This is a genomic window from Streptomyces sp. NPDC025784 (assembly GCF_055558435.1).
Genome location: NZ_JBVHMN010000026.1, coordinates 33,663 through 54,295 on the forward strand (window position 1 = coordinate 33,663; position 20,633 = coordinate 54,295).

General features: G+C 72.8%; 12 protein-coding genes and 1 pseudogene. 6 read left to right on the top strand and 7 right to left on the bottom strand.

Annotated features, from left to right (window positions below; all coding sequences use genetic code 11):
- Positions 1-25: 25 nt before the first annotated feature.
- The gene (locus ACZ4IF_RS39605) at positions 26-1,753 is read right to left on the bottom strand and encodes a PP2C family protein-serine/threonine phosphatase (RefSeq protein ID WP_467572490.1); all 1,728 of its coding nucleotides are present in this window, start codon (positions 1,751-1,753) and stop codon (positions 26-28) included.
- A 206-nt stretch (positions 1,754-1,959) separates the two neighbouring features.
- Positions 1,960-2,199 carry a hypothetical protein gene (locus ACZ4IF_RS39610; protein ID WP_467572493.1) on the bottom strand — a complete coding sequence of 80 codons (240 nt, stop codon included), beginning with the start codon at positions 2,197-2,199 and terminating at the stop codon, positions 1,960-1,962.
- A gap of 362 nt (positions 2,200-2,561) precedes the next feature.
- Between ACZ4IF_RS39610 and ACZ4IF_RS39615 the strand changes: the two genes are divergently transcribed.
- Together ACZ4IF_RS39615 and ACZ4IF_RS39620 are read left to right on the top strand one after the other, a co-directional pair.
- Complete coding sequence (locus ACZ4IF_RS39615; RefSeq protein ID WP_467572496.1) at positions 2,562-3,356, top strand: SDR family NAD(P)-dependent oxidoreductase; 795 nt, start codon at positions 2,562-2,564, stop codon at positions 3,354-3,356.
- A gap of 73 nt (positions 3,357-3,429) precedes the next feature.
- Positions 3,430-3,567 (top strand): annotated as a pseudogene (locus ACZ4IF_RS39620) (esterase); the annotation flags it as partial.
- Positions 3,568-3,652: 85 nt separating this feature from the next.
- On the opposite strand, the gene ACZ4IF_RS39625 reads toward ACZ4IF_RS39620, so the two are convergent.
- The gene (locus ACZ4IF_RS39625) at positions 3,653-4,726 is read right to left on the bottom strand and encodes an NAD(+)/NADH kinase (RefSeq protein WP_467572499.1); all 1,074 of its coding nucleotides are present in this window, start codon (positions 4,724-4,726) and stop codon (positions 3,653-3,655) included.
- A gap of 361 nt (positions 4,727-5,087) precedes the next feature.
- Between ACZ4IF_RS39625 and ACZ4IF_RS39630 the strand changes: the two genes are divergently transcribed.
- Positions 5,088-7,157: a SpoIIE family protein phosphatase gene (locus ACZ4IF_RS39630; RefSeq protein WP_467572502.1), complete on the top strand. Its 2,070-nt coding sequence runs from the start codon at positions 5,088-5,090 to the stop codon at positions 7,155-7,157.
- A gap of 47 nt (positions 7,158-7,204) precedes the next feature.
- Here the strand turns inward: ACZ4IF_RS39630 and lexA are convergent, their stop codons facing one another.
- A complete protein-coding gene (lexA, locus tag ACZ4IF_RS39635) occupies positions 7,205-7,876 on the bottom strand; it encodes a transcriptional repressor LexA (RefSeq protein ID WP_467572507.1) in 672 nt (223 codons plus the stop codon).
- Positions 7,877-8,038: 162 nt separating this feature from the next.
- Positions 8,039-9,097, bottom strand: a complete 1,059-nt coding sequence (locus tag ACZ4IF_RS39640) for a Glu/Leu/Phe/Val dehydrogenase dimerization domain-containing protein (RefSeq protein WP_467572511.1) — start codon at positions 9,095-9,097, stop codon at positions 8,039-8,041.
- Between the two features lie 58 nt (positions 9,098-9,155).
- Between ACZ4IF_RS39640 and ACZ4IF_RS39645 the strand changes: the two genes are divergently transcribed.
- Complete coding sequence (locus tag ACZ4IF_RS39645) at positions 9,156-9,650, top strand: Lrp/AsnC family transcriptional regulator (protein ID WP_467572514.1); 495 nt, start codon at positions 9,156-9,158, stop codon at positions 9,648-9,650.
- Positions 9,651-9,726: 76 nt separating this feature from the next.
- Here ACZ4IF_RS39645 and ACZ4IF_RS39650 read toward each other — a convergent pair whose 3' ends face one another.
- On the bottom strand, positions 9,727-11,562 hold the full coding sequence (locus ACZ4IF_RS39650) for a glycoside hydrolase family 15 protein (protein ID WP_467572785.1): 1,836 nt from the start codon (positions 11,560-11,562) through the stop codon (positions 9,727-9,729).
- Between the two features lie 377 nt (positions 11,563-11,939).
- On the opposite strand from ACZ4IF_RS39650, the gene ACZ4IF_RS39655 reads away from it, so the two are divergent.
- Positions 11,940-14,711, top strand: a complete 2,772-nt coding sequence (locus ACZ4IF_RS39655; RefSeq protein WP_467572517.1) for an efflux RND transporter permease subunit — start codon at positions 11,940-11,942, stop codon at positions 14,709-14,711.
- Complete coding sequence (locus ACZ4IF_RS39660) at positions 14,708-20,104, top strand: aminotransferase class I/II-fold pyridoxal phosphate-dependent enzyme (RefSeq protein ID WP_467572519.1); 5,397 nt, start codon at positions 14,708-14,710, stop codon at positions 20,102-20,104. Before ACZ4IF_RS39655 ends, ACZ4IF_RS39660 begins: the two co-directional genes overlap by 4 nt.
- Positions 20,105-20,195: 91 nt before the next feature.
- On the opposite strand, the gene ACZ4IF_RS39665 is transcribed toward ACZ4IF_RS39660, so the two are convergent.
- Entirely contained in the window at positions 20,196-20,498 is a 303-nt protein-coding gene (locus tag ACZ4IF_RS39665) for a cupin domain-containing protein (RefSeq protein ID WP_467572521.1), read from the bottom strand.
- Between the last annotated feature and the right edge of the window lie 135 nt (positions 20,499-20,633).

Genomic DNA, 20,633 nt, shown 5'->3' on the forward strand with positions numbered 1-20,633 from the left:
CGCGGTACAGGCGCGGTGCGGTCGATCAGCTGCGCGGAGGCGTCCGCAGGGCGAGCAGCGCGACGTCGTCCTCGTTGTCGGCCGGCCGGGCCCGCTCCAGCAGCTGGTCCGTGAAGGACTCCAGACCGCGGTGGACCAGGTCGGCCGCGTGCCGGCGCAGCCGGTCCAGACCCTCGTCGAGCGAGCGGCCCGGAGACTCGATCAGACCGTCGGTGTACAGCACGAGTGTCGAACCGGGCGGGAGCGGCTCCGTGGCGTCGGTGCGCGGCCGGTCGGTCGCCGTGCCCAGCAGGATGCCGTGCCCGTCGGTGAGGTAGCGCGCAACCCCGTCGGGCGTGACCAGCAGCGGGGGCGGGTGCCCCGCGTTGGTCCAGGTCAGCTCCCAGCCGCCGTCGCCGTCGTCCGGCGCCAGCCGGCCGAAGAGCATGGTGGCGACCGGGACCTCGGCGACATGGACGGCCGCCCGGTCGAGCCGCTCGACGACCAGGCTCGGCGGTTCCTGCTGGGACCACGCGTAGGCACGCAGCATGCTGCGCAGCTGCGCCATGCCCGCCGCGGCCTCCAGGTCGTGCCCCACCACGTCCCCGATGGCCAGCGCCAGCACCCCGTCCGTCAGCGCGAAGGCGTCGTACCAGTCCCCGCCGACCTGTGCCGCGTCGGAGGAGGGCAGGTATCTGGCGGCCATCTCCAGCTGCGGTACCCGCGGCAGTTGGGGCAGCAGATGCCGCTGCATGGTCTCGGCGACCTTGCGCTGCTGCTCGTACAGGCGCGCGTTGTCCAGGGCCAGGCCCGCCCTGCGTGTGATGTCCTCCAGCAACGGCAGATCGGCCACGGTGAACGGGTCGGGGCGGTGGGAACGGCCCAGCGTCAGGGCCCCCAGCACGTCGCGCAGGCCTCGTATCGGAGCGATGACCGCCGAGTGCATGCCGGTCGCCTCGAACAGCCGGCGCTGTTCGACGGCGATGCCGGAGTCGGGCGGGCCGTGATAGGTCTGCGGGCCCACCAGGGCGGACGCCACGCCTCGCAGCGCCCGCGACAGGGGCATGGAGGAGTCCTCGGAGACCTGCGGCATGGCGCCCTCCAGGTCGCGCCGGTTCACGAGGGCTCCGTCCACCGCGTGCACCACCGCCGTGCGCCACACCGCGCTCCGGTCGGTGATCAGATCGACGATTGCCCAGTCGGCGAGCCGTGGCACCACCAGGGCCACCAGCCGCCGCAGCGCCTCGTCGACGTCCAGGGTGGAGGTCAGTCGGGTGGTGGCCCTGGCCAGCAGGGACAGCCGGTCCAGATCCGTGAGGGGCTCGAGCGCCGGCTTGGGAGGCACCGCCTCCGGCGCACCGGGCTCCGCCGGAGGGTGGAAGAGCACCAGCGTGGCCGGCGCCGGTCCGCCGAGGTCGTAACGCGTGATGAGCCACGACACCGGCAGCAGGGATCCGTCTCCGCGCTCGAACCAGTCCAGGTCCGCCTGGGCCGTCCGACCGGCCAGGAACGCCTGGCGCATGCCGCACCGGGTCCGGGGCAGTTCCTCACCCTTGCTGGTGCGGTGCAGCAGGTCGTGCGCGTCGCGCCCGACCAGGTCCGCGGCGGGGCGCCTCAGCAGTTCCTCGGCGCGCGCGTTGACGGCCACGAAGCGCCCCTGCTCGTCGACCACGTAGGCGCCCGTGCCGAGTGCGTCGAGGAGGGCACCGAGACCGCCCGGCGGTCTGTCCTCGTCCCCCTGACCGGTCGTCTCCACGCCCTCCGGACCCCCCATTGCCCTCTGCCCCCATCACTTCGGTCGGAGGCGCGCACCCCGTGTTGCCGGGTCGTCCCGCCCCGCCGCTCCCAGCGCGGCCCACGCGTCTCATAGTGTCCGACGGAAGCGCGCTCGAACATCACATGTCCGACCGGCCGACCGGCGGGACGCGCCGGCCGGGGACACCTCGTACGGCAGAGAGACACCGGGTGGCGAGGAGGGCGTCAGGTGAGCGTACCGACCAGCAGGGCCGCCGCGACCGTGAGCACGGCGACCGGCAGCACCGCCCTACGCAATCGCGTCAGCCAGTCGGCGGCATCAGGCCCCTGGTCCGCCGCTGGTTGCCGCTTCCCGCCCTGCAACCGGAGCAGTTCGCGGCACCAGCGACAGTCGTCGCCCGCGTCCTCCAGCCAGTAGGCACCCGTCAGTTCGGCGTAGACCGACCCTGTCCCATCGTTCCTCACAGCGCTCACGCCGGGCCAACGACGGACCACGCCGGCAGACCACTGCCGGGGACCAGCCTGTGATGCCTCCGCAGCCCAATCGTGATGGACGAGCTCACCCGTGCCGACGCCTCGAAGCCGGCCCGCCGGAGCCGCCCGTGTCGCGCGAACCCCGGCCGCGACTCGCGGAGCCTGGTGACCGAAAGGGCCGACCGCTGCGCGACACGCCCCGACGCGCGCATCGTCCGAGACCCCGGCACCGTCGCCGAGGATGATCCCTGCGGGCTCCCGGGGCGCGACGCGAGGACAAGGTCGCGTCACGTCGCGCCGGGTCCGTCGGATCGGCAGCCGCCACCGCCCGTCCCCGAGGAGGACATCGCACCGTGCACATCGATCTTTCGGGCCGCACCGCGCTCGTCACCGGTTCCACGCAGGGCATCGGCTACGCCATCGCCGCCGGCCTCGCCCGGGCCGGAGCCCGGGTGGCCGTCAACGGCAGGCGCAGCGACTCGGTCGACGAGGCGGTGGAGCGGCTGCGCGGGGAGACCGGCGGTGACGGGCTCGTCGCCGCCCCGGGCGACCTGGCGAGCGAGGACGGGACGAGGGCGGTCCTGGACGTCCTGCCGGCGGTCGACATCCTGGTCAACAATCTGGGCATCTTCGGCGCCACCCCGCCTCTGGAGATCGAGGACGCCGAGTGGCGGCGCTACTTCGAGGTGAACGTGCTCTCCGCCGCCCGGCTCATCCGCGCCTACCTGCCCGGCATGAAGGAGCGCGGCTGGGGGCGGATCCAGTCCATCGCGAGCGACTCGGCCATCGTGATCCCCGCGGAGATGATCCACTACGGGATGACGAAGACGTCGCTGCTCGCGCTCACCCGCGGCTTCGCGAAGGACGCCGCCGGCACGGGTGTCACCGTCAATTCGGTCATCGCCGGTCCCACGCACACCGCGGGTGTCGAGGACTTCGTGTACCAGCTGGTGTCACGTGACCTGCCGTGGGACGAGGCCCAGCACGAGTTCATGATCAAGTACCGTCCTCAGTCGCTCGTCCAGCGCCTCATCGAGCCCGAGGAGATCGCGAACATGGTGGTCTACCTCAGCTCTCCGCAGGCCTCCGCGACCACCGGCGGCGCGTTGCGGGCCGACGGCGGCTACGTCGACTCGATCCTGCCCTGACGCCTGCTCCATGCCGTTCCGGTGGCGCGACGAGGCCCTGGCCGATGGTTCGGCGGCGCGCCTGACCGGAGGGGGCGAGCAGTACGCCTACAAGCTCCGCGAGGCCGGTGTCGACGTCACCGCCGTCCGCGTGGCGGGCATGGTGCACGACTTCATGCTGCTGGGCAGCCTGCGTGACACCCGTGCCGCCGACGTCGCCCGGCACCTCGCTGACGTCCCGACGTACCCGGCCCGTCCGCGGATCCGACGGTGGATCCGGGCGCCGCGTCCCTCAAGCCGGTCGAGTCGTGCCTGCGTCAGTGGGCGCCGGCCTCGCTGCCCGGTGTCGTGGGAAGCGCCAGATGGGCCAGATCTTGGGGCGGAGGGGTCGTGGCGGGCCAGAGAGGGACCGCGCATCCGTCGGCCACCGCCGCCGGCGCGTCGGTGAGCCTCATGCGTTCGCGCAGCCGGCCGTAGAAGTCCATGGGCCCGAGCCGGACCGCCCGCAGGGGGCGGGGGGCCGCGTACACGCCGATCCAGTCGCCCGGATCGAGCACTCCGCGCAGTTGGCCGTCGACGCTGACGGCGGCCTGGCCCGACCGTTCGAGCACCCGCAGGCCGATGGGTTCGTCCGGTGCGGCGACCACCGACCTGTTGAAGGCCATGTGCGGGGCGACCGGGGTGAAGACGAGACCTTCCGCCCGGGGCGACACGACGGGACCACCGGCGGCGAAGCTGTATGCGGTCGATCCCGTCGGGGTGGCGACGAGCAGGGCGTCGGCGGAGTAGGCCGCCAGAAGCCGCCCGGCCAGGTACACACCCACGGACACCTGCCGGTCTCTGGACAGCTTCTCCAGGACCACGTCGTTGAGCGCGGTGACGTGCAGCGCGATGCCCCACTCGCCGCCGGAGGTGCAGTCGGCGCGCACTCGTGGCGGCGGCAGCAGCGGACCGCGGCCGTAGCGGACGAGCGCCTCCATGTCCTGGGGGACTTTCAGGGGACACGACGCCCGCATGGTGAGCATCATGCGGTTCTCGACGGTGATGCGGTCCTCGCGTACGGCGTCCAGGGCCGAGTGCATCATCGCCACGGGCACCTCCGTCAGGAAGCCGACCCGGCCGAAGTCGACGCCGAGGACCAAGGCGTCGTGCTCCGCGGCCAGCCGAGCACCTCGCAGGAACGTCCCGTCGCCGCCGAGGGTCACGATGAGGTCCGGATCGCCCGCCGATTCGACCTCGTCGCTCGCGCTGTGCCGTTCGCCCTCGTTCCACACGTCGATGTCCGTGCACTGCACGGCCTGCGCGGCACACCAGGTACGGACCGAGTCCGCCGCCCGTACGGCTTCCTCGCGCCCTCCGTGCACGACCAGGCCGATACGGCTCACCGTCACGTCTGCCTCCAGTCCACTGTCTGTAGCCTGCGGTCCGCTGTCCGCGATGCGACGGCGCTCTCGACGAATGGCCCGGCGCAGAAGCCATACTCCGCGAACCGGCCCGGACCGGACCGGACGCCACGCCGCCGGGTGCGCGGGACGGGCGGCGCCACGGGAGCCCTAGGATCGCCACGGCATTCGGGGGTACCCGGTCGGCAGGAAGCCGTTCCGACCGCCCCGACCCGGCGCCACGCCTTGCGCCGGGTTGGGCAGGCCGAAGCAGGACGGTCATGATGGGAGTGCGGGTCCTCGGACCCCAGGCGTGGAGCGGTACCCGCTCGGGAGGCGTGTCCTTCTGGCCAGCGGAGGAGGATCTGCGATGACAGCCGAATCCCGCCGACCGACACTCGGCGACGGCGACGGCCTCGTGCCGCCCCGGCCGACCGGTTTGCTGGATGTGCTCAGCGTGGCCGCTGTGGTGCTCGACGCGAGCGGGCGCATCGTGTTCTGGACCCCGCAGGCAGAGGAGCTCTTCGGCTACACCGCGGAGGAGGCGCTGGGCGAGTACGCGGCCCGGTTGATGATCGGCCCGGAGCATCTGGAGGCCGTCCTGGGCCTGTTCGCCGAGGTGCTGGAGACCGGCCGGAGCTGGGCCGGAGCCTTCCCCATCCTGCACAAGGACGGCAGCACGCGTGTGATGGAGTTCCGCAACATGCGGCTGCTGGACGACCGGGGAGACGTCTACGCACTGGGCATCGCGGCCGACCACACCCTGCTCCAGCGCGTCGAGACCGACCTGGCGCTGTGCGAGCGGCTGATCAACCAGTCCCCCATCGGCCTGGCCCTCATGGACCCCGAGCTGCGCTACCTCCTCGTCAACCCCGCGTTGGAGCGCATCGACGGCATACCCGCCGAGGACCACATCGGCCGGCATCTGCGGGAGACCCTTCCCTTCCCCGATGTCGACACGATCGAGTCGGCGCTGCAACAGGTGCTCACGACCGGCACGCCGCTGCTCGACCAGTACCACGTGGGGCGCCCGCCGTCAGATCCCGAGCACGACCGGGCCTGGTCCCTCTCCTTCTACCGGCTGGAGGACCCCGGAGGCCGGATCCTGGGGGCCGCCGCCTCGGTCGTCGACGTCACCGAACGGCACCGGGCGGCCACCGAGGCCGACCGGGCCCGTAGGCGCCTGGCCCTCATCGCCGCCGCGTCCACCCGTGTCGGCACCACGCTGGACGTCGAGCAGACCGCCCACGAACTGGCCGAGGTCGTCACACCCGAACTCGCCGACGTCGTCGCCGTGGACATCCTCGACTCCGCCCTCGCCTGCCGTCGTACCCGCGCTCCGGACAACGGCCCGGAGCTCTTCCGTGCCCTGGCTCTCAAGGCGGCGCACCCGACGGCGGCCCTGCGCGCCGCCGACCCGCCCGGCGACCTCGCCGCCTACGACGGCGACCGCCTCGTCACCCTGTGCGTGCACACCGGCCGCCCCGTCCTGGTGCGCCATGTGGGCGACCACGACCTGCGGCGCATCGCCCGCGACGCGGAGGCCACCGCGATCCTGGCGGACGCCGGCGTCCACTCGTATCTCGCGGTGCCGCTGATCGCCCACGGCGAAGTGCTCGGTGCTCTCGACCTCAAGCGGACACGCAACCCGGTGCCGTTCGACGAGGACGACGTCGTCCTGGCCGGTGAACTCGCGAGCCGTGCCGCCGTGGCCATCGACAACGCGCGCTGGTTCCAGAGCGTGCGCAACACGGCTCTCACACTCCAGCGCAGCCTGCTGCCCGACCACCCGCCGAACCGGACCGGTCTGGAACTCGCCTCCCGCTACCACCCGGCCCAGGCCACGAGCGAGGTCGGCGGGGACTGGTACGACGTCATCCCGCTGACCGACGACAAGACCGCGCTCGTCGTCGGCGACGTCATGGGCAACGGCATCGACGCCGCCGCCACCATGGGCCGGCTGCGCACGGCCACCTGCGCCTACGCAGACCTCGACCTGGCGCCCGAGACGGTGCTCCAGCACATGGACAAGATCACCTGCGATCTGGAGCACTACATCGTCACGTGCCTGTACGCGGTCTACGACCCGCGCAGCGGGCAGTGCCACATCTCCAACGCCGGACACATGCCGCCGGCGATTGCCCGCCCCGGCCACCCGCCCGAGCTGCTCGACCTGCCCGCCGGGGCCCCGTTGGGCGTCGGCGGCATCCCCTTCGAGACGACCACGACCGATCTCAAACCCGGTGACCTGCTCGTCCTGTACACCGACGGCCTCGTGGAGACCAGGCACCACTCCATCGACGACCGGCTCAACACCATGCTGACCTTCCTCGACGACCCCGACCGGCCTCTGGAGGAGACCTGCGACCGTCTGCTGTACGGTCTGCGCCACCCCGAGGACCACGACGACGTCGCCCTCCTCGTCGCGCGGGCCGTCTAGACGGTCCGACGGGACGACGTCCGGCTCCGGATCCAGGGCCGGACGTCTCAGAGCAGGCGCAGGACTCCGACGACCTTGCCCAGGATCTGCACGCCGTCGCCGGGGATCGGGTCGTAGGCGGGGTTGCGGGGCATCAGCCAGACCTCGCCGTCCTGGCGGCGCAACTGCTTGACCGTGGCCTCGTCCTCCAGGAGCGCGGCGACGATGTCACCGTGGTCGGCGCTGTCCTGCCGCCGCACGGTCACGATGTCGCCGTCGCAGATCGCCGCCTCGATCATGCTGTCGCCGGACACCGTGAGGGCGAACAGGTCGCCGTCACCGACGATCTGGCGGGGCAGGGAGTAGACGTCCTCCACGGATTCCTCGGCGAGCAGGGGCGCACCGGCGGCGATCCGACCCACGAGCGGCACCTCCACGGGCGGTTCGCCCCGTTCGCCGAGCTCGGCCGACCAGGGCGAACGCACCCGGTAGGCGCGGGGACGGTGCGGGTCGCGGTACAGGAGGCCCTTGCGCTCCAGCGTCATCAGCTGGTGGGCGACGGAGGAGGTGCTGGCGAGCCGTACGGCCTTGCCGATCTCCCGCATCGACGGCGGGTAGCCCTGCTGCTGGACCGTCGTCGTGATGAAGTCGACGATGGCCTGCTGGCGGGCGGTCAGCTCACCCTTGACAGCCCGAATGCCCGGGGGGCGGCCCCGCCGGGCGGGCTCGCTGTTGTCCATTCCGGGCACCTCCGTACAAGATCTCTCGCACGAGACCTTAACCTGCGACACCCCGCGTCTGGAACGCCTCCCGTCGAACAGGTGGACCCGGCGCACCGTGTTCCGCCGCCGTCGGACACCGGGGTGCCCCGAAGGGACGCGCGACCGGCGCGCACAGGCGCGTCAACCGGCTGGTGCTCCCGACACCGCGGATGCGAGTCGGCGCCCCGCGAGTTCCCCTGCCGCCCGCAGCGGAGTGCAGCCCTTTTCGTGAGCGAGGTCGAGGACGCGGCTCACGGTGTCCCCGATGATGTCCACCCGCTTCATCGCCGCATCGTGGCCGTGGTGGTCCGACTCCCGGCCGAGCGTGTAGACGATGCCGCCCGCGCCGGCGACGTAGTCGGGGATCCAGACGATCCCCCGGGCGGCGAGGGCGTCCGCGACGGATTCCTCGGTGAGCTGGTTGTTCGCCGGACCGACGACCAGCCGGGCGCCGAGCCCCAGGACGGTCTCCTCGCTCAGCACCCCGCCCGTCGCAGCGGGCACCAGGATGTCGGCCGGTGCGGTGAGCGCCTGTTCGGGCTCGACCCATCCGAAGCCCGCCGCCAGCGCCGCGTCCTTCCTGGACCGCTCCACGTCCGACACGACGACGTGCGCCCCCTCGGCCGCCAGACCCGCCGCGACGGCGCTGCCGACCGCCCCGAAGCCGCTGACGACGACCGCTCGGCCCGCGCAGGACGCGTCGCCGAAGACGTGCCGCGCACCGGCGTGCAGGGCCGCGAGGACGCCCGCAGCGGTGGGGCCACTGGAGTCGCCGGTGCCTCCCTGCTCCTCGGGCGCGCAGTACGCGTACGGCGAGAAGCGGCGCAGGACCACCATGTCGTCGGGGCCCGTGCCGATGTCGGGACCCGTGCGGTAGGAACCCTCGAAGGACGCGACCAGTTCGCCCAGGTCCGACAGCGCGGCCTCGCGCAGATCCGGCGTCAGCTCGGTGTGCCGGTCGAGTGCGATGACACTCTTGCCACCGCCGAAGTCGAGGCCGGCCACGGCCGCCTTGTAGGTCATCGCCTCGGACAGGCGCAGCGCGTCGGTCAGTCCGTCGCGCCAGCTGTCGTAGCGGCGCAGCCGACAGCCGCCGACGGCCGGGCCCAGCGCCCGGGAGTGCACGGCCACGATCAGCGGCAGACGGGAACGACGGCCCTGTCGGACCACGATCTCCTCATGCGCAAATGATTCGCTCATGGCTTCGAAGTTAGGGTGATATGCAGGACCGAAACCATTCTGCCGAACGAAATTCGGCATGCGAGGCCTGGGGGCGATCGTGGACGAACTTGATACAGAGATCCTGCGGCATCTGCAGTCGGACGCACGCCAGTCCAACCGGGCGCTCGCCGAGAAACTCGGCATCGCCCCCTCGACGTGCCTCGAACGCACCCGGCTCCTGCGACAGCGCGGCATCATCCAGGGCTACCGCGCCCAGGTGTCCCTGCCCGCGCTCAACCGCGCCGTACAAGCGATGGTGTTCACACAGGTCCGGCCGCTGCGCCGCGACGTGGTCGCCGCCTTCGAGCGCTCGGTGACCCGGTTGCCGGAGGTGCTCTCGGTCTACACGATGGCCGGCAGCGACGACTTCCTCGTCCATGTCACGGCGCAGGACATCGACCACCTGCACGCCTTCCTGCTGGACCAGTTCACCGACCGGCGCGAGATCGTCGCCTTCCGGACGTCGATCATCTTCCAGCACCTCACCAACCCGGTGATCGGCCCCCTGCCGGCCGCCGACGAAGGCCGCTGATGACACACGTGCGCCACATCCCGCGGGACCGCGCCGCGTTCCGGCCGCTCGCGAGGTGTGTGCGGAGCACCGGGGGTCAGCCGAGTCTGCGGTCGAGGTTGAACGCGGCGCTGATGAGGGCGAGATGGGTGAACGCCTGGGGGAAGTTCCCGTGCTGTTCGCCGGTGTGGCCGATCTCCTCGGCGTAGAGACCGAGGTGATTGGCGTAGGTGAGCATCTTCTCGAAGGCGAGCCGGGCCTCGTCGAGCCGGCCCGCGCGGGTGAGCGCCTCGACGTACCAGAACGAGCAGATGGAGAAGGTCCCTTCCTCGCCCTGGAGGCCGTCGGGGCTCGCCTGCGGGTCGTAGCGGTACACGAGGGAGTCCGAGACGAGGTCCTCGCCCAGGGCGTCGAGCGTCGTCAGCCACTTCGGGTCGGTCGGGGCGATGAACTTCGCCAAAGGCATCATCAGGAGGGACGCGTCGAGGATGTTGCTGTCCTCGTACTGGGTGAAGGCGCGCCGTTCCTCGGACCAGCCGCTGCGCATGATGCGGCGGTAGATGTCGTCACGGGCCTTCGCCCAGCGGACGATGTCGGCGGGCAGGCCGCGGTGCCGGGCGAGGCGTATGCCGCGTTCGATCGCCACCCAGCACATGAGCCGTGAGTACAGGAACGGCTTGCGCCCGCCGCGGGTCTCCCACACGCCTTCGTCGGGCTGGTCCCAGTTCTCGCAGACCCAGTCCACCAGTTCGCCGATGCTGTCCCAGTGTGCGCTGGAGATCGGCTTGCCCCACTTGTCGTAGAGGTAGAGGGAGTCGATCAGGGCGCCGTAGATGTCGAGCTGGAGCTGTCCGACGGCGTCGTTGCCGATGCGTACAGGTGCGGAGTTCCGGTAGCCCTCCAGGTGGGGCAGCTCCTCTTCGGGCAGTTCACGGCGGCCGTCGATGCCGTACATGATCTGCAGCGGGCCGGTGGGTCCGGGCTCCTGCGCCGTGGTGAGACCCGCGTGGTCCGTCAGGAAGTTCATGAAGGCCTCGGCCTCGTCGGTGAATCCGAGGCGGAGCAGCGCGTACACGCAGAACGCGGCGTCGCGGATCCAGACGTACCGGTAGTCCCAGTTGCGCTCCCCGCCGATCTGTTCGGGCAGGCTGGTGGTCGGGGCGGCGATGATCGCGCCGGTGGGTACGTAGGTCAGCAGCTTCAGCGTGAGGGCGGAGCGGTGGACCATCTCCCGCCAGCGGCCGCGGTACCGGGAACGGGACAGCCATTGCCGCCAGTAGCGCACGGTCGCGTCGAACGACCTCTCGGCCTCGGCCACGGCGCAGAAGCGCGGGGCGACGTCGCCGCCGACCCGGTCGAGGGTGAAGACGGCGGCCTCGCCCTCGTGCAGTTTGAACAGCGACCACACGTCCTGTCCGTCGATCTCGGTGGGGACCGTGGACGTCAGGGCGAGCTTGAGCGTGGAGCACTCGAAGAGGGCCTGGCCCGGCTGCTTGCGCACGGTGTGCGGCAGCGTGCCGTAGGCGAAGCGGGGGGCGATGCGGGCGCGGAAGGGCAGGGTGCCGCGCACGCAGATCACGCGGCGGATGAGACGGTGCCGGTCCGCCTCGCGCGAGTCGTCGACGACGGGCATGAAGTCCTGGATCTCACCGACTCCGTCCTCCGCGAAGAACCGCGTGATCAGCACGTTGGTGTCGGGGAAGTAGAACTGCTTCGTGCGGGCGGGCACGTCGGCGGCGAGTTCGAAGCAGCCGCCCCGGTCGGCGTCGAGGATCGAGGCGAAGACGCTGGGCGCGTCGAAGCGTGGACAGCAGTACCAGTCGATCGTGCCGTTGGTGCCGACGAGAGCGGCACTGCGCAGGTCGCCGATCAGACCGTGATCGGCGATCGGCAGGTAGCGAGGGGAATCGGCGCCGGCGGACGGGCCGGGCATCCCGTGGGGCCGTCCCCGTGTCCCGGCGCTGGTCGTTGCGTCAGCCATGTCAGCCGTGTCTGCCACGTCGGCCTCCCTGGGCGTTGCCCGAGCCGCTCCCCCGCACATACAGGCTAGCGAGTCGCTGCCGTCCGCACGTTTCGAGCGCAGGGGCCCCTCGAACTGCCGGGCATCCGCGAGACCGTCGCGGCACGGCGGCACGCCGGTCGCGCGACACCGCTGACGTCCACCCGGCTCAGGGGGCGAGTACCTCCTCCACCCAGTCGCGTCAAGTGACGAACAGCCGGGACTACGGCGCGCCGCACCCGGCCGGGCACGGTGGCAGGACGCGCCTGCCGCAACCCCGGAGCGGGCGCGGAACGCACCTGGAGGCTCGGATGCTGTGCTGGATCGGTGAGGCGGCGACCCGTCGTCCGCGGCTGGTGCTGCTCGCCGGGCTCGTCTTCCTCGTGCTGTGCGTGGTGCTCGGCGCCGGAGCCGGCGGCCGTCTGAAGACCCAGGGATACGACGATCCCCGCTCCGACTCCAGTTTCGCGGCCCGGGTGACGGCCGAGCGCTTCGGCGGATCTCCGAACGTGGTCGTCGTCGCGCAGGTACCGCGCGGGTCCGTCGACGACCCCGCCGCCCGCCGGGCCGGTGAGGAGCTGACCCGGCGTCTTGCGGCGCAACCGCACGTGAGCGCCGTCGTCTCGTACTGGACGACTCATGAGGACCGGTTGCGCGGCCACGACGGCCGGGCGGGTCTGGTGCTCGCGCACGTGGACGGGGACGGAGAACGGCTCGGGGAGCGGGTACGGGAGCTGCGCGCCGTGCTGGCCGGTCCCGGGCCCGATTCCGGCGCCGCCGCGACCGGGACCGGGTCCGCTGTCTTGGCAGCCGGGTCCGCTTCCGGTGCCGCGACCAGGTCCGGTGTCGTCACGGCCGGAACCGGGTCCGGTGCGGCCACGGCCCGTGACGGTGGGTCCGGTCCCGGTACGTCCGTGGCCGCGGGGGCCTCCGCCGACGGATCATCCGGCGCCCGGACGTCCCCGGGCGCGTCCTCCGCTCGCGGGGCGTCCGCCCGCACGGTTTCCTCCGGCGAGGCCCCCGGCCCGTCGGCTCCGGGCGGGACGGCCGCCCTGCACGTGCGCATGGGCGGACCGGCGCTCGTCGAGGCCGAGATCCAGGACCTCTCGGACTCCGACCTGAAACGGGCGGAGGCCGTCGTCGTACCCGGAACACTGATCCTGCTGGTCCTGGTGTTCGGCAGCGTGATGGCCGCGCTGCTCCCCCTGCTGATCGGCGGACTGGCCGTCGCCGGAACGCTCCTGGTGCTGAACGTCCTGGGCGCGGTCACCGACGTATCGGTGTTCGCGCTGAACCTGACGACGGCGCTCGGCCTGGGCCTGGGCATCGACTACGGCCTGCTGGTCGTCTCCCGCTTCCGCGAGGAGATCGCCGCCGGACGTCCACCGCGCGAAGCCGCCGTGGCCACCGTGCGCACCGCGGGCCACACGATCGTCTTCAGCGCCGCGACCGTCTGCGCCGCGCTGGCGGCGCTCCTGGTGTTCCCGCCGTATTTCCTGCGCTCCTTCGCCTACGCGGGCATCGCCGTGGTGGCGATCGCCGCCCTGGGCGCGCTGACCGTCATGCCGGCTCTGCTGGCGCTGCTGGGCCCGCGGGTGAACGCGTGGCCCGTGCCGTGGCGCCGACGGACGCGAGCGGGCGGCGCGTCGCGCGGCTGGGAGTCGCTGGCACGGCGTGTCGTACGACGCCCGGTACTCGCCGCGCTGCCGGTGCTCGGCCTGCTGGCGGTCCTCGCCTGGCCGTTGGCGCACGCTTCGTTCGCCACCCCCGACGACCGGACGCTGCCGGTGAGCGCGACCAGCCGCCAGGCCGGGGACGCGCTGCGCGACGAGTTCGGCGGGAAGGGCGCCACGCCGCTGACGGTGTTCACCACGAGTACGACACCACAGGTCGCCCGGGACTACGGCCCCCGACTGTCCGCGCTGCCCGACGTGGCCGAGGTCGTCGGGCCGTCGGGCGTCTACCGCGACGGCCTGAAGGTCGGCGGGACCGGCCCGCACGCGGCCGGCACCCGGACCGACACCGACGGTCCCGCGTTCCTGGTCGTCGTGCCCTCGGCCGACCCTCGGTCGGGCGCTTCCCAGCATCTGGTGCGTGCCATTCGCGCCATGCCCGTCCCCGCGGGCACCGAGGTACACGTCGGCGGGCCGAGCGCGGTGCTCGTCGATGCCAAGGAGACGGTCGCGCACCGGCTCCCGGCCGCGCTGGCGATCATCACCGCCACCACGTTCGTGCTCCTGCTGGGCTTCACCCGCAGCGTGATCCTGCCGTTCAAGGCCATCGCGCTCAACGCGCTGAGCCTCGCGGCCGTCCTCGGCGCGATGGTGTGGGTCTTCCAGAACGGCCACCTGCAGAACCTGCTCGGCTTCACACCCGGCCCGCTCACGACCACCATGCCGGTCCTGCTGCTGTGCATCGTCTTCGGGCTGTCGGTCGACTACGAGGTCTTCGTCCTCGCCCGCATCAAGGAGGCCCACGACTCCGGGCAGGGCACCGCCGACGCGATCGTCACGGGCATCGCCCGCACCGGCCCCATCGTCACCACCGCGGGCGCTCTGCTCGCGTTCACCCTGCTCAGCTTCGGCACCTCCCGGGTCGGACTGCTCCAGTTCTTCGGAATCGGCGCCGGCCTCGGCGTCCTCCTCGACGCCACCCTGGTACGCGGTGTCCTCGTGCCCGCGCTCATGCGGCTGGCGGGCCGATGGAACTGGTGGGCGCCACGTCGGCTGTGGGGCGAGCCACCTGCCGCGCGGACCGCGGCGTCCGGTCCGGAACATCCGCCGGACCGGACGTGCACACCGCCGCCGGACCCGGCGTGCCCACCGCCTCCGGGCCCGGGACGCGGACCGATTCCGCCCCCGCCACCGGTGTCGGCACGCCGGTGGCCGCCTCCCCCGCCACCGCCCCCGGCGCCGAGGGATCGGCCACCGCCGCCTCCACCACCGCCGGTGCCGGAGCATCGGTCGCCGCCGGCGTCCGGGTCCGCGGCGCCCGCCGCACTCCCCCCGACCTCCCCACCCCGTGGCCCGCTCCCCGGTCCATCGACCACCCCGCCCTCCCACACGAAGGAAGACCTGTCATGACCGCCATCGCCTCCCCCGCCGACATCGCCGTCATCGGCCTGGGCTGCCGCTTCCCCGGCGCCCGTGACCTCCGGGAGTACTGGAGACTCCTGCTCGCCGCCGAGCAGCAGTTCGCCACCGTGCCCGCGGAGCGCTGGAACCACGCGCCCTTTCACACGCCGGGCCGACGCGCCGCGTCCGCCGCCTACACCGACCAGGTCGCCTTCCTGGACGATGTCGACCGCTTCGCCGCCCTGCACTACGGTCTGCCGCCCGCTCGCGTCGAGGCCATGGACCCGCAGCACCGGCTCATGCTCGACGTGACCCGCGAAGCCCTCGACGACGCGGGCTGGGGCCGCGGCGGGTTCGACAAGGACAACACCGGGGTCTTCGTCGGGATGTCGGTGTCGGACTACAAGGACCTCCTGTCGGCCCGGATCAGGGCCCTCACCCTCGCCGAGGGACCACCCGGCCTGCCTCCCGACTGCCCCGGGCACGGCGCGCGTGCCGGCGCGGCCCTCCCCAGTGACGCCGCATCCGCCGGTGATGCGTGCGCCGCGGAGGCCCGGAGGGCCCGCGCGCGTGCGTCCGATGCCCGTGCGGCCGACGCCGTACGGCGGTGGGCCCGGCAGCTGTGCGACATCCGCGCCTTCACCCTGCCCGGCAGTCTGCTCAACATGGCGCCCGCCACCATCAGCCGGCAGTTCGGCCTCGGCGGTCCCAGCTTCGCCGTGGACGCCGCCTGCTCCGGCTCCCTGATCGCCCTGGAGACGGCCGTCTCCCAGCTGCGCCGGAACACGTGCCGCATCGCGGTCGTCGGCGGTGTCTACATCAGCCTCACCCCCGACGGCCTGATCGGCTTCTCCCAGCTGGGCGCGCTGTCCGCCACCGGAGTGTGCCGCCCGTTCGACCGGCGCGCCGACGGTTTCGTCCTCGGTGAGGGCGCGGCGAGCGCCGTCCTGCGGCCGCTCGCGGACGCGCTCGCCGCCGGCGACCGGATCTACGCCGTGGTCAGGGGCATCGGCTCGGCCAACGACGGCGCCTGCCCCGGACCGCTGGCTCCCACGGCCGAAGGCCAGCTGCGTGCCATGCGCCGTGCCTACCACGACGCCGGCGTGGCTCCGTCGTCGGTGGGCTACATCGAGGCGCACGGCACCGCCACCCGCGCCGGCGACCGCGCCGAGGTGGAAGCGCTGCGCCGGCTGCGCACGGAGTTTCCCGACGACGACCCGGGCCTGTGCTACCTCGGCTCCGCGAAGGCCCTCATCGGGCACGCCCTGGCCGCCTCGGGGCTCGCGGGACTGGTGAAAGCGGCTCTGGCCGTCCACCGACGGACGATCCTGCCGCAGCCGGACGTCACCCCGCATCCGGATCTCGCCGTGGGCGCCGCCGGTCTGCGGTTCGCCGACACCGTGCGGCCCTGGCCGCAGGAAACAGGGCCGGTGCGGGCCGCCGTCAGCTCGTTCGGCTTCGGCGGCACCAATGTGCACGCGATCCTCGAAGAAGCGCCCGCACCCGCCCCGTCGCCCCCTCCGGCCGGACCGGCCCGTGCGCGCCACGGAGCTCCGGCCGGGCCGGACGTGCCCCGCCGCCTGCCGCGGCCGGAACGCGCTCCGCATCTCGTCCTCGTCTCGGCCGGCAGTCCCCGTCTGCTGGACGCCCACATCGGCGAATTGCTCGACGTCCTGGACCGGGCACCCGGGACGCCGCTCGCGGCCCTGGCCCACACCCTGGGCTGCCGCGAGCCCCTGACCTCCCGACTCGCCGTCACGGCCACCAGCCTCGGCGAGTACGTCAGGCGGCTGCGCCTGGCCCGTCGTCGGATCGCCGAGGGGGCACGGGGTGATCTGGGCGACGGCGCGTTCGCCGCGGATGCTCCGCTGCCGCCCGACCGGCGCCGTGTCGCGTTCGTCTTCCCCGGGCAGGGCAGCCAGCGGCCGGCCCTGATGCACGACCTCTACCAGCGGTTCGCCCCGTTCCGGTCGGCGTTCGACGAGCTCGGCCGCGTCGCCCGCGAGCACACCCGCCTCGACCCGGCCGAGGTGCTGTACGGGCCGCGGGCGACGGCACGGCCGGACGACGCGGAGCTGCGTCGGCAGCTGGCCGCCACCGAGGTGTGCCAGCCGCTGCTCGGCACCGTCCAGATCGCCGCGACCCGTCTGCTGGCCGCCTGCGGCATCCGCCCCGACGTCGTACTGGGGCACAGCGCCGGGGAGTTCGCCGCCGCCGCGGCGGCGGACGTGCTCACCGGTGAGGACACCGTCCGGCTGCTCGCGAACCGCGGCGCCGTCCTCGCCAGGACCGAGTCCGGCCGGCGGGGGCAGACCGGATCCGCGGGCGGGATGCTGGCCCTGCACGCCGACAAGGCGGCCTTCCGGCAGCTGGCCGACGGCGTCGACGACGTGTGGCTCGCCTGCTTCAACCACCCCCGGCACGTCGTGGTGAGCGGAACCCTGGAAGGTCTGGCCGCTGTGGAACGCGCCTGCGCGGCCGCGAAGGTCGCCACGCGGCGGCTGGAGGTGTCGGGCGCGTTCCACTCGCCGCGCGTGGCCGGCGCCGAGAAGGCCCTCCGCAGCGACCTCGCCCGTCGCGACCTCGCCCGCCCCGCCGTGGCGTTCGTCTCCTGCGTGAACGGCGCCCTGTGCACCGAGCCCGCCGAGCTCCGCGAGCTGTGGGCCCGGCACGCCTCGGCGCCGGTCCGCTTCGAGGACGCCGTACGCAGCGCCCATGCCCACGGTGCCCGCGTCTTCGTCCAGGTCACCGGACACCGTTCGCTGCTGCCGTGCGTCCGCCGCACGCTCACCGGCCACGACGACGTGCACCTCGTGTCCGCCGACGGGCCGGCACCGGACAACGGTCACACCTTCCTCGACGCGCTCGCCCGCCTCGCGGTCCTGGGTGCCGGAACCGACCCCCGCGCACTCGTCCCCCGCGACGAACGCCGCCTCCTGGACCTGCCGGTGGCCCGGCTCGACACCCGGTCCTACTGGATACGGGGCGCTCGGCGGCCGTCGGCGCGCGCGGCGGCCGGTTTCCCCGAGGACCCCGCCGTCCCCGTGAGCGACGCTTCCCCCGAGGGCACCGCCGTGCCGGTGAGCGCCGCGGTCGACGTCGGTGCGATGGACGAAGCGACCGTGCCGGACGGGGAACAACAGGCCACCGGTGTAAGGGAATTGCTGATCGAGGCGCTCACCCTGCTGCGGGAACAGGCCGTCACGCTGACCTGCCTCGAAACGGCTCTGGACGCCCACACCGCCACCCACCCCGCCCCGGTCGCAGGACCGCCCGTGCCGCGGGTCACCGAGCCGAGTGACGCTGCGGACGCTTCAACGGGCCCTGCCGTGGCGGAGGTCGTGACGCTCCCGGCGGCGCGGTGCGAACTGCCCGACTCGGGCGCGACGGACGAAGGGCGCCCGCCGACTCCGGACATCACGGAAGCCATGGAGGACGCGGGCGACACGGAAGCCACCGACGACGCGGGAGCAACGGAGGTCGGCGAAGCCACAGCAGTCGCCGAGGCCGTCGAAGCCGCCGCAGTCGCGGGGACCGTCGAGGACTCCGCAGCCGCGGGGACCGTCGGCGGCGCCGCAGCCGCGGAGATCGCCGAGAGCGTGTTCGCGCACGTGGCTCGGATCAGCGCGTTCCCGGTCGGCCATCTGCGCGCGGATCAACGGCTGGTCGAGGATCTCGGGTTCGACTCGCTGATGCTGACCGACCTGTTCACCGCCCTCGCACGGCAGTGGCCGCGGTGGTCGTCCGACGAGAAGCGGCACGACCTGCCGACCGTCGCGGCCCTCATCTCCATGATCACGGCGAGGTCGGGCGGCACGGACGTGCGCACATCGCCCACGACACCGCCCGCGGCCGGGCCGCCCGGAATCCCCGCGGGCGACGCACCGGGCGCCGCTCGGCCCGCACGACCGCGCCCCGGCCACGAGACACCCGGTGTGCTCAAGGCCGCACCCACCGCGGAGACCGAACCGGAAGCCGACGGCGGCCACGAGGACACCGGTGCCCGACCGGGAGCGCACGACAGCCACGACAGCACGGATACCCGACCGACAGGCGACGACAGCCACGACGGCACGGATACCGAACCGAGGACGGACGACAGTCCCGACGGCACCGGTCCGGAGCGGCCGCCCGCCCGCCCCGACGCGACGGATCCCACCGTCGACGGACAGGGCGGGCGGCAGAGCCGGATCGACCGCTTCCCGGAGGTCGCCGCGCACAGCGCGCGCGTGGCCGCATTCACTCAAGTCGGCCTGCCCAACCCGTACTTCCTCGTCCATGACGGCGGCATGACGGACACGACCGTCGTCGAGGGCCGCGAACTGCTGTCCTTCTCCGGTTACAACTACCTGGGCCTGGCCACCCATCCGCACGTCTGCGAGGCGGCGGCGCAGGCCGTCGAACGCCACGGCACCTCGGTTTCCGCCAGCCGGCTGCTGTCCGGCAACCGCCGGCTCCACCTCGACCTGGAGAAGGAACTGGCCTCCGCCCTCGGGTGCGAGGCCGCGCTCACCCTGGTCAGCGGACACGCTGCGAACGTCACCCTGATCGGGCACCTCGTCGGCGAAGGAGACCTCGTCGTCCACGACGCCCTCGCGCACGACAGCATCCTCCAGGGATGCCGGCTCTCCGGCGCCACGCGGCGGCCCTTCCCGCACAATGACGCGGCCGCGCTCGACGCTCTGCTCGCCGAGGTGCGCCCGTACCACCGCCGGGTCCTCGTCGTCGTCGAGGGCGTGTACAGCATGGACGGCGACATCGCCGACCTGCCCGCGCTGATCGAGGTCAAGCGCCGCCACGACGCGCTGCTGATGATCGACGAGGCGCACAGCATCGGGGTGCTCGGCGAGCACGGCCGCGGCGTCGGGGAGCACTTCGGCGCCGCCGCGGACGCCGTCGATCTGTGGTCGGGCACCCTGTCCAAGGCACTGGCGAGCTGCGGCGGCTACGTCGCCGCGAGTCGTACGGTCGTGGACTACCTGCGCTACACCGTTCCCGGATTCGTCTTCAGCGCCGGGATGACACCCGCCAACACCGCCGCGGCCCTCGCCGCGCTGCGCGTCCTGCGCGCCGAGCCGGAGCGCGTCGCTCGCCTGGCGTCCAACGCCCGGCTCTTCCTCCGTCTGGCCCGCCAAGGGGGCGTCGACACCGGTGACAGTCGCGGCACGCCGGTCGTCCCGTGCATCGTCGGGGACTCGATGAAGACGCTGCGCGTCGCCGATCTGCTCTTCCGGCGAGGGATCAGTGTCAATCCCATCCTCCACCCGGCGGTGCCCGAGGAGGAGTCCCGGCTGCGCTTCTTCGTCACGTGCGACCACACCCCCGAGCAGATCTACCACGCGGTGAGCACGCTCGTCGCCGTGCTGCGTGAGGTCGACGCCGCGGGCACCGCCGCCGCCTGAGCAGGGTCCGCAGGGCAGCCGCCGGGCTCGGGCTCGACCGCCCGGGCCTGTCTGCGGGTGTCAGTCACGGCCGTCCCGCGCCGCGGGACCGTCAGGAGGCCGGGGCCGTGTGCTTGAGTTCGATCTCGACGAAGGCCAGGTGCGCCTCGCCGACGTTCACGACGTCGTGCTCGCCGCCGGCCGGGCGGGCGTACGACTGCCCCGTCCGCAGGTCGGACTCGGTCACCGACCCGTCGGGGGCGACCGCACCGGTGCGGCCGTCGGTCACCGGGACGACCACGTAGTCGTGGGCGTGCACGTGCCGACCTGTGCGCTCTCCGGGCTGGAAGTCCCAGCGGGTGACCCGGACCTGGTCGTCCTCGTACTGCACGCTCGCCTGCGCTGTCGTCGTCATCGACGTTCTCTTCCACTCGCCTTGATCCATTGCCGTCGGCCAGTGGACCACACCGAGGTGCGCGCACGGCCACCCGGGAGCCGTGCGGGCCCGTCCCGGAACGACTCCTCCCGGGGGTGGCGCACATCGGGGGCG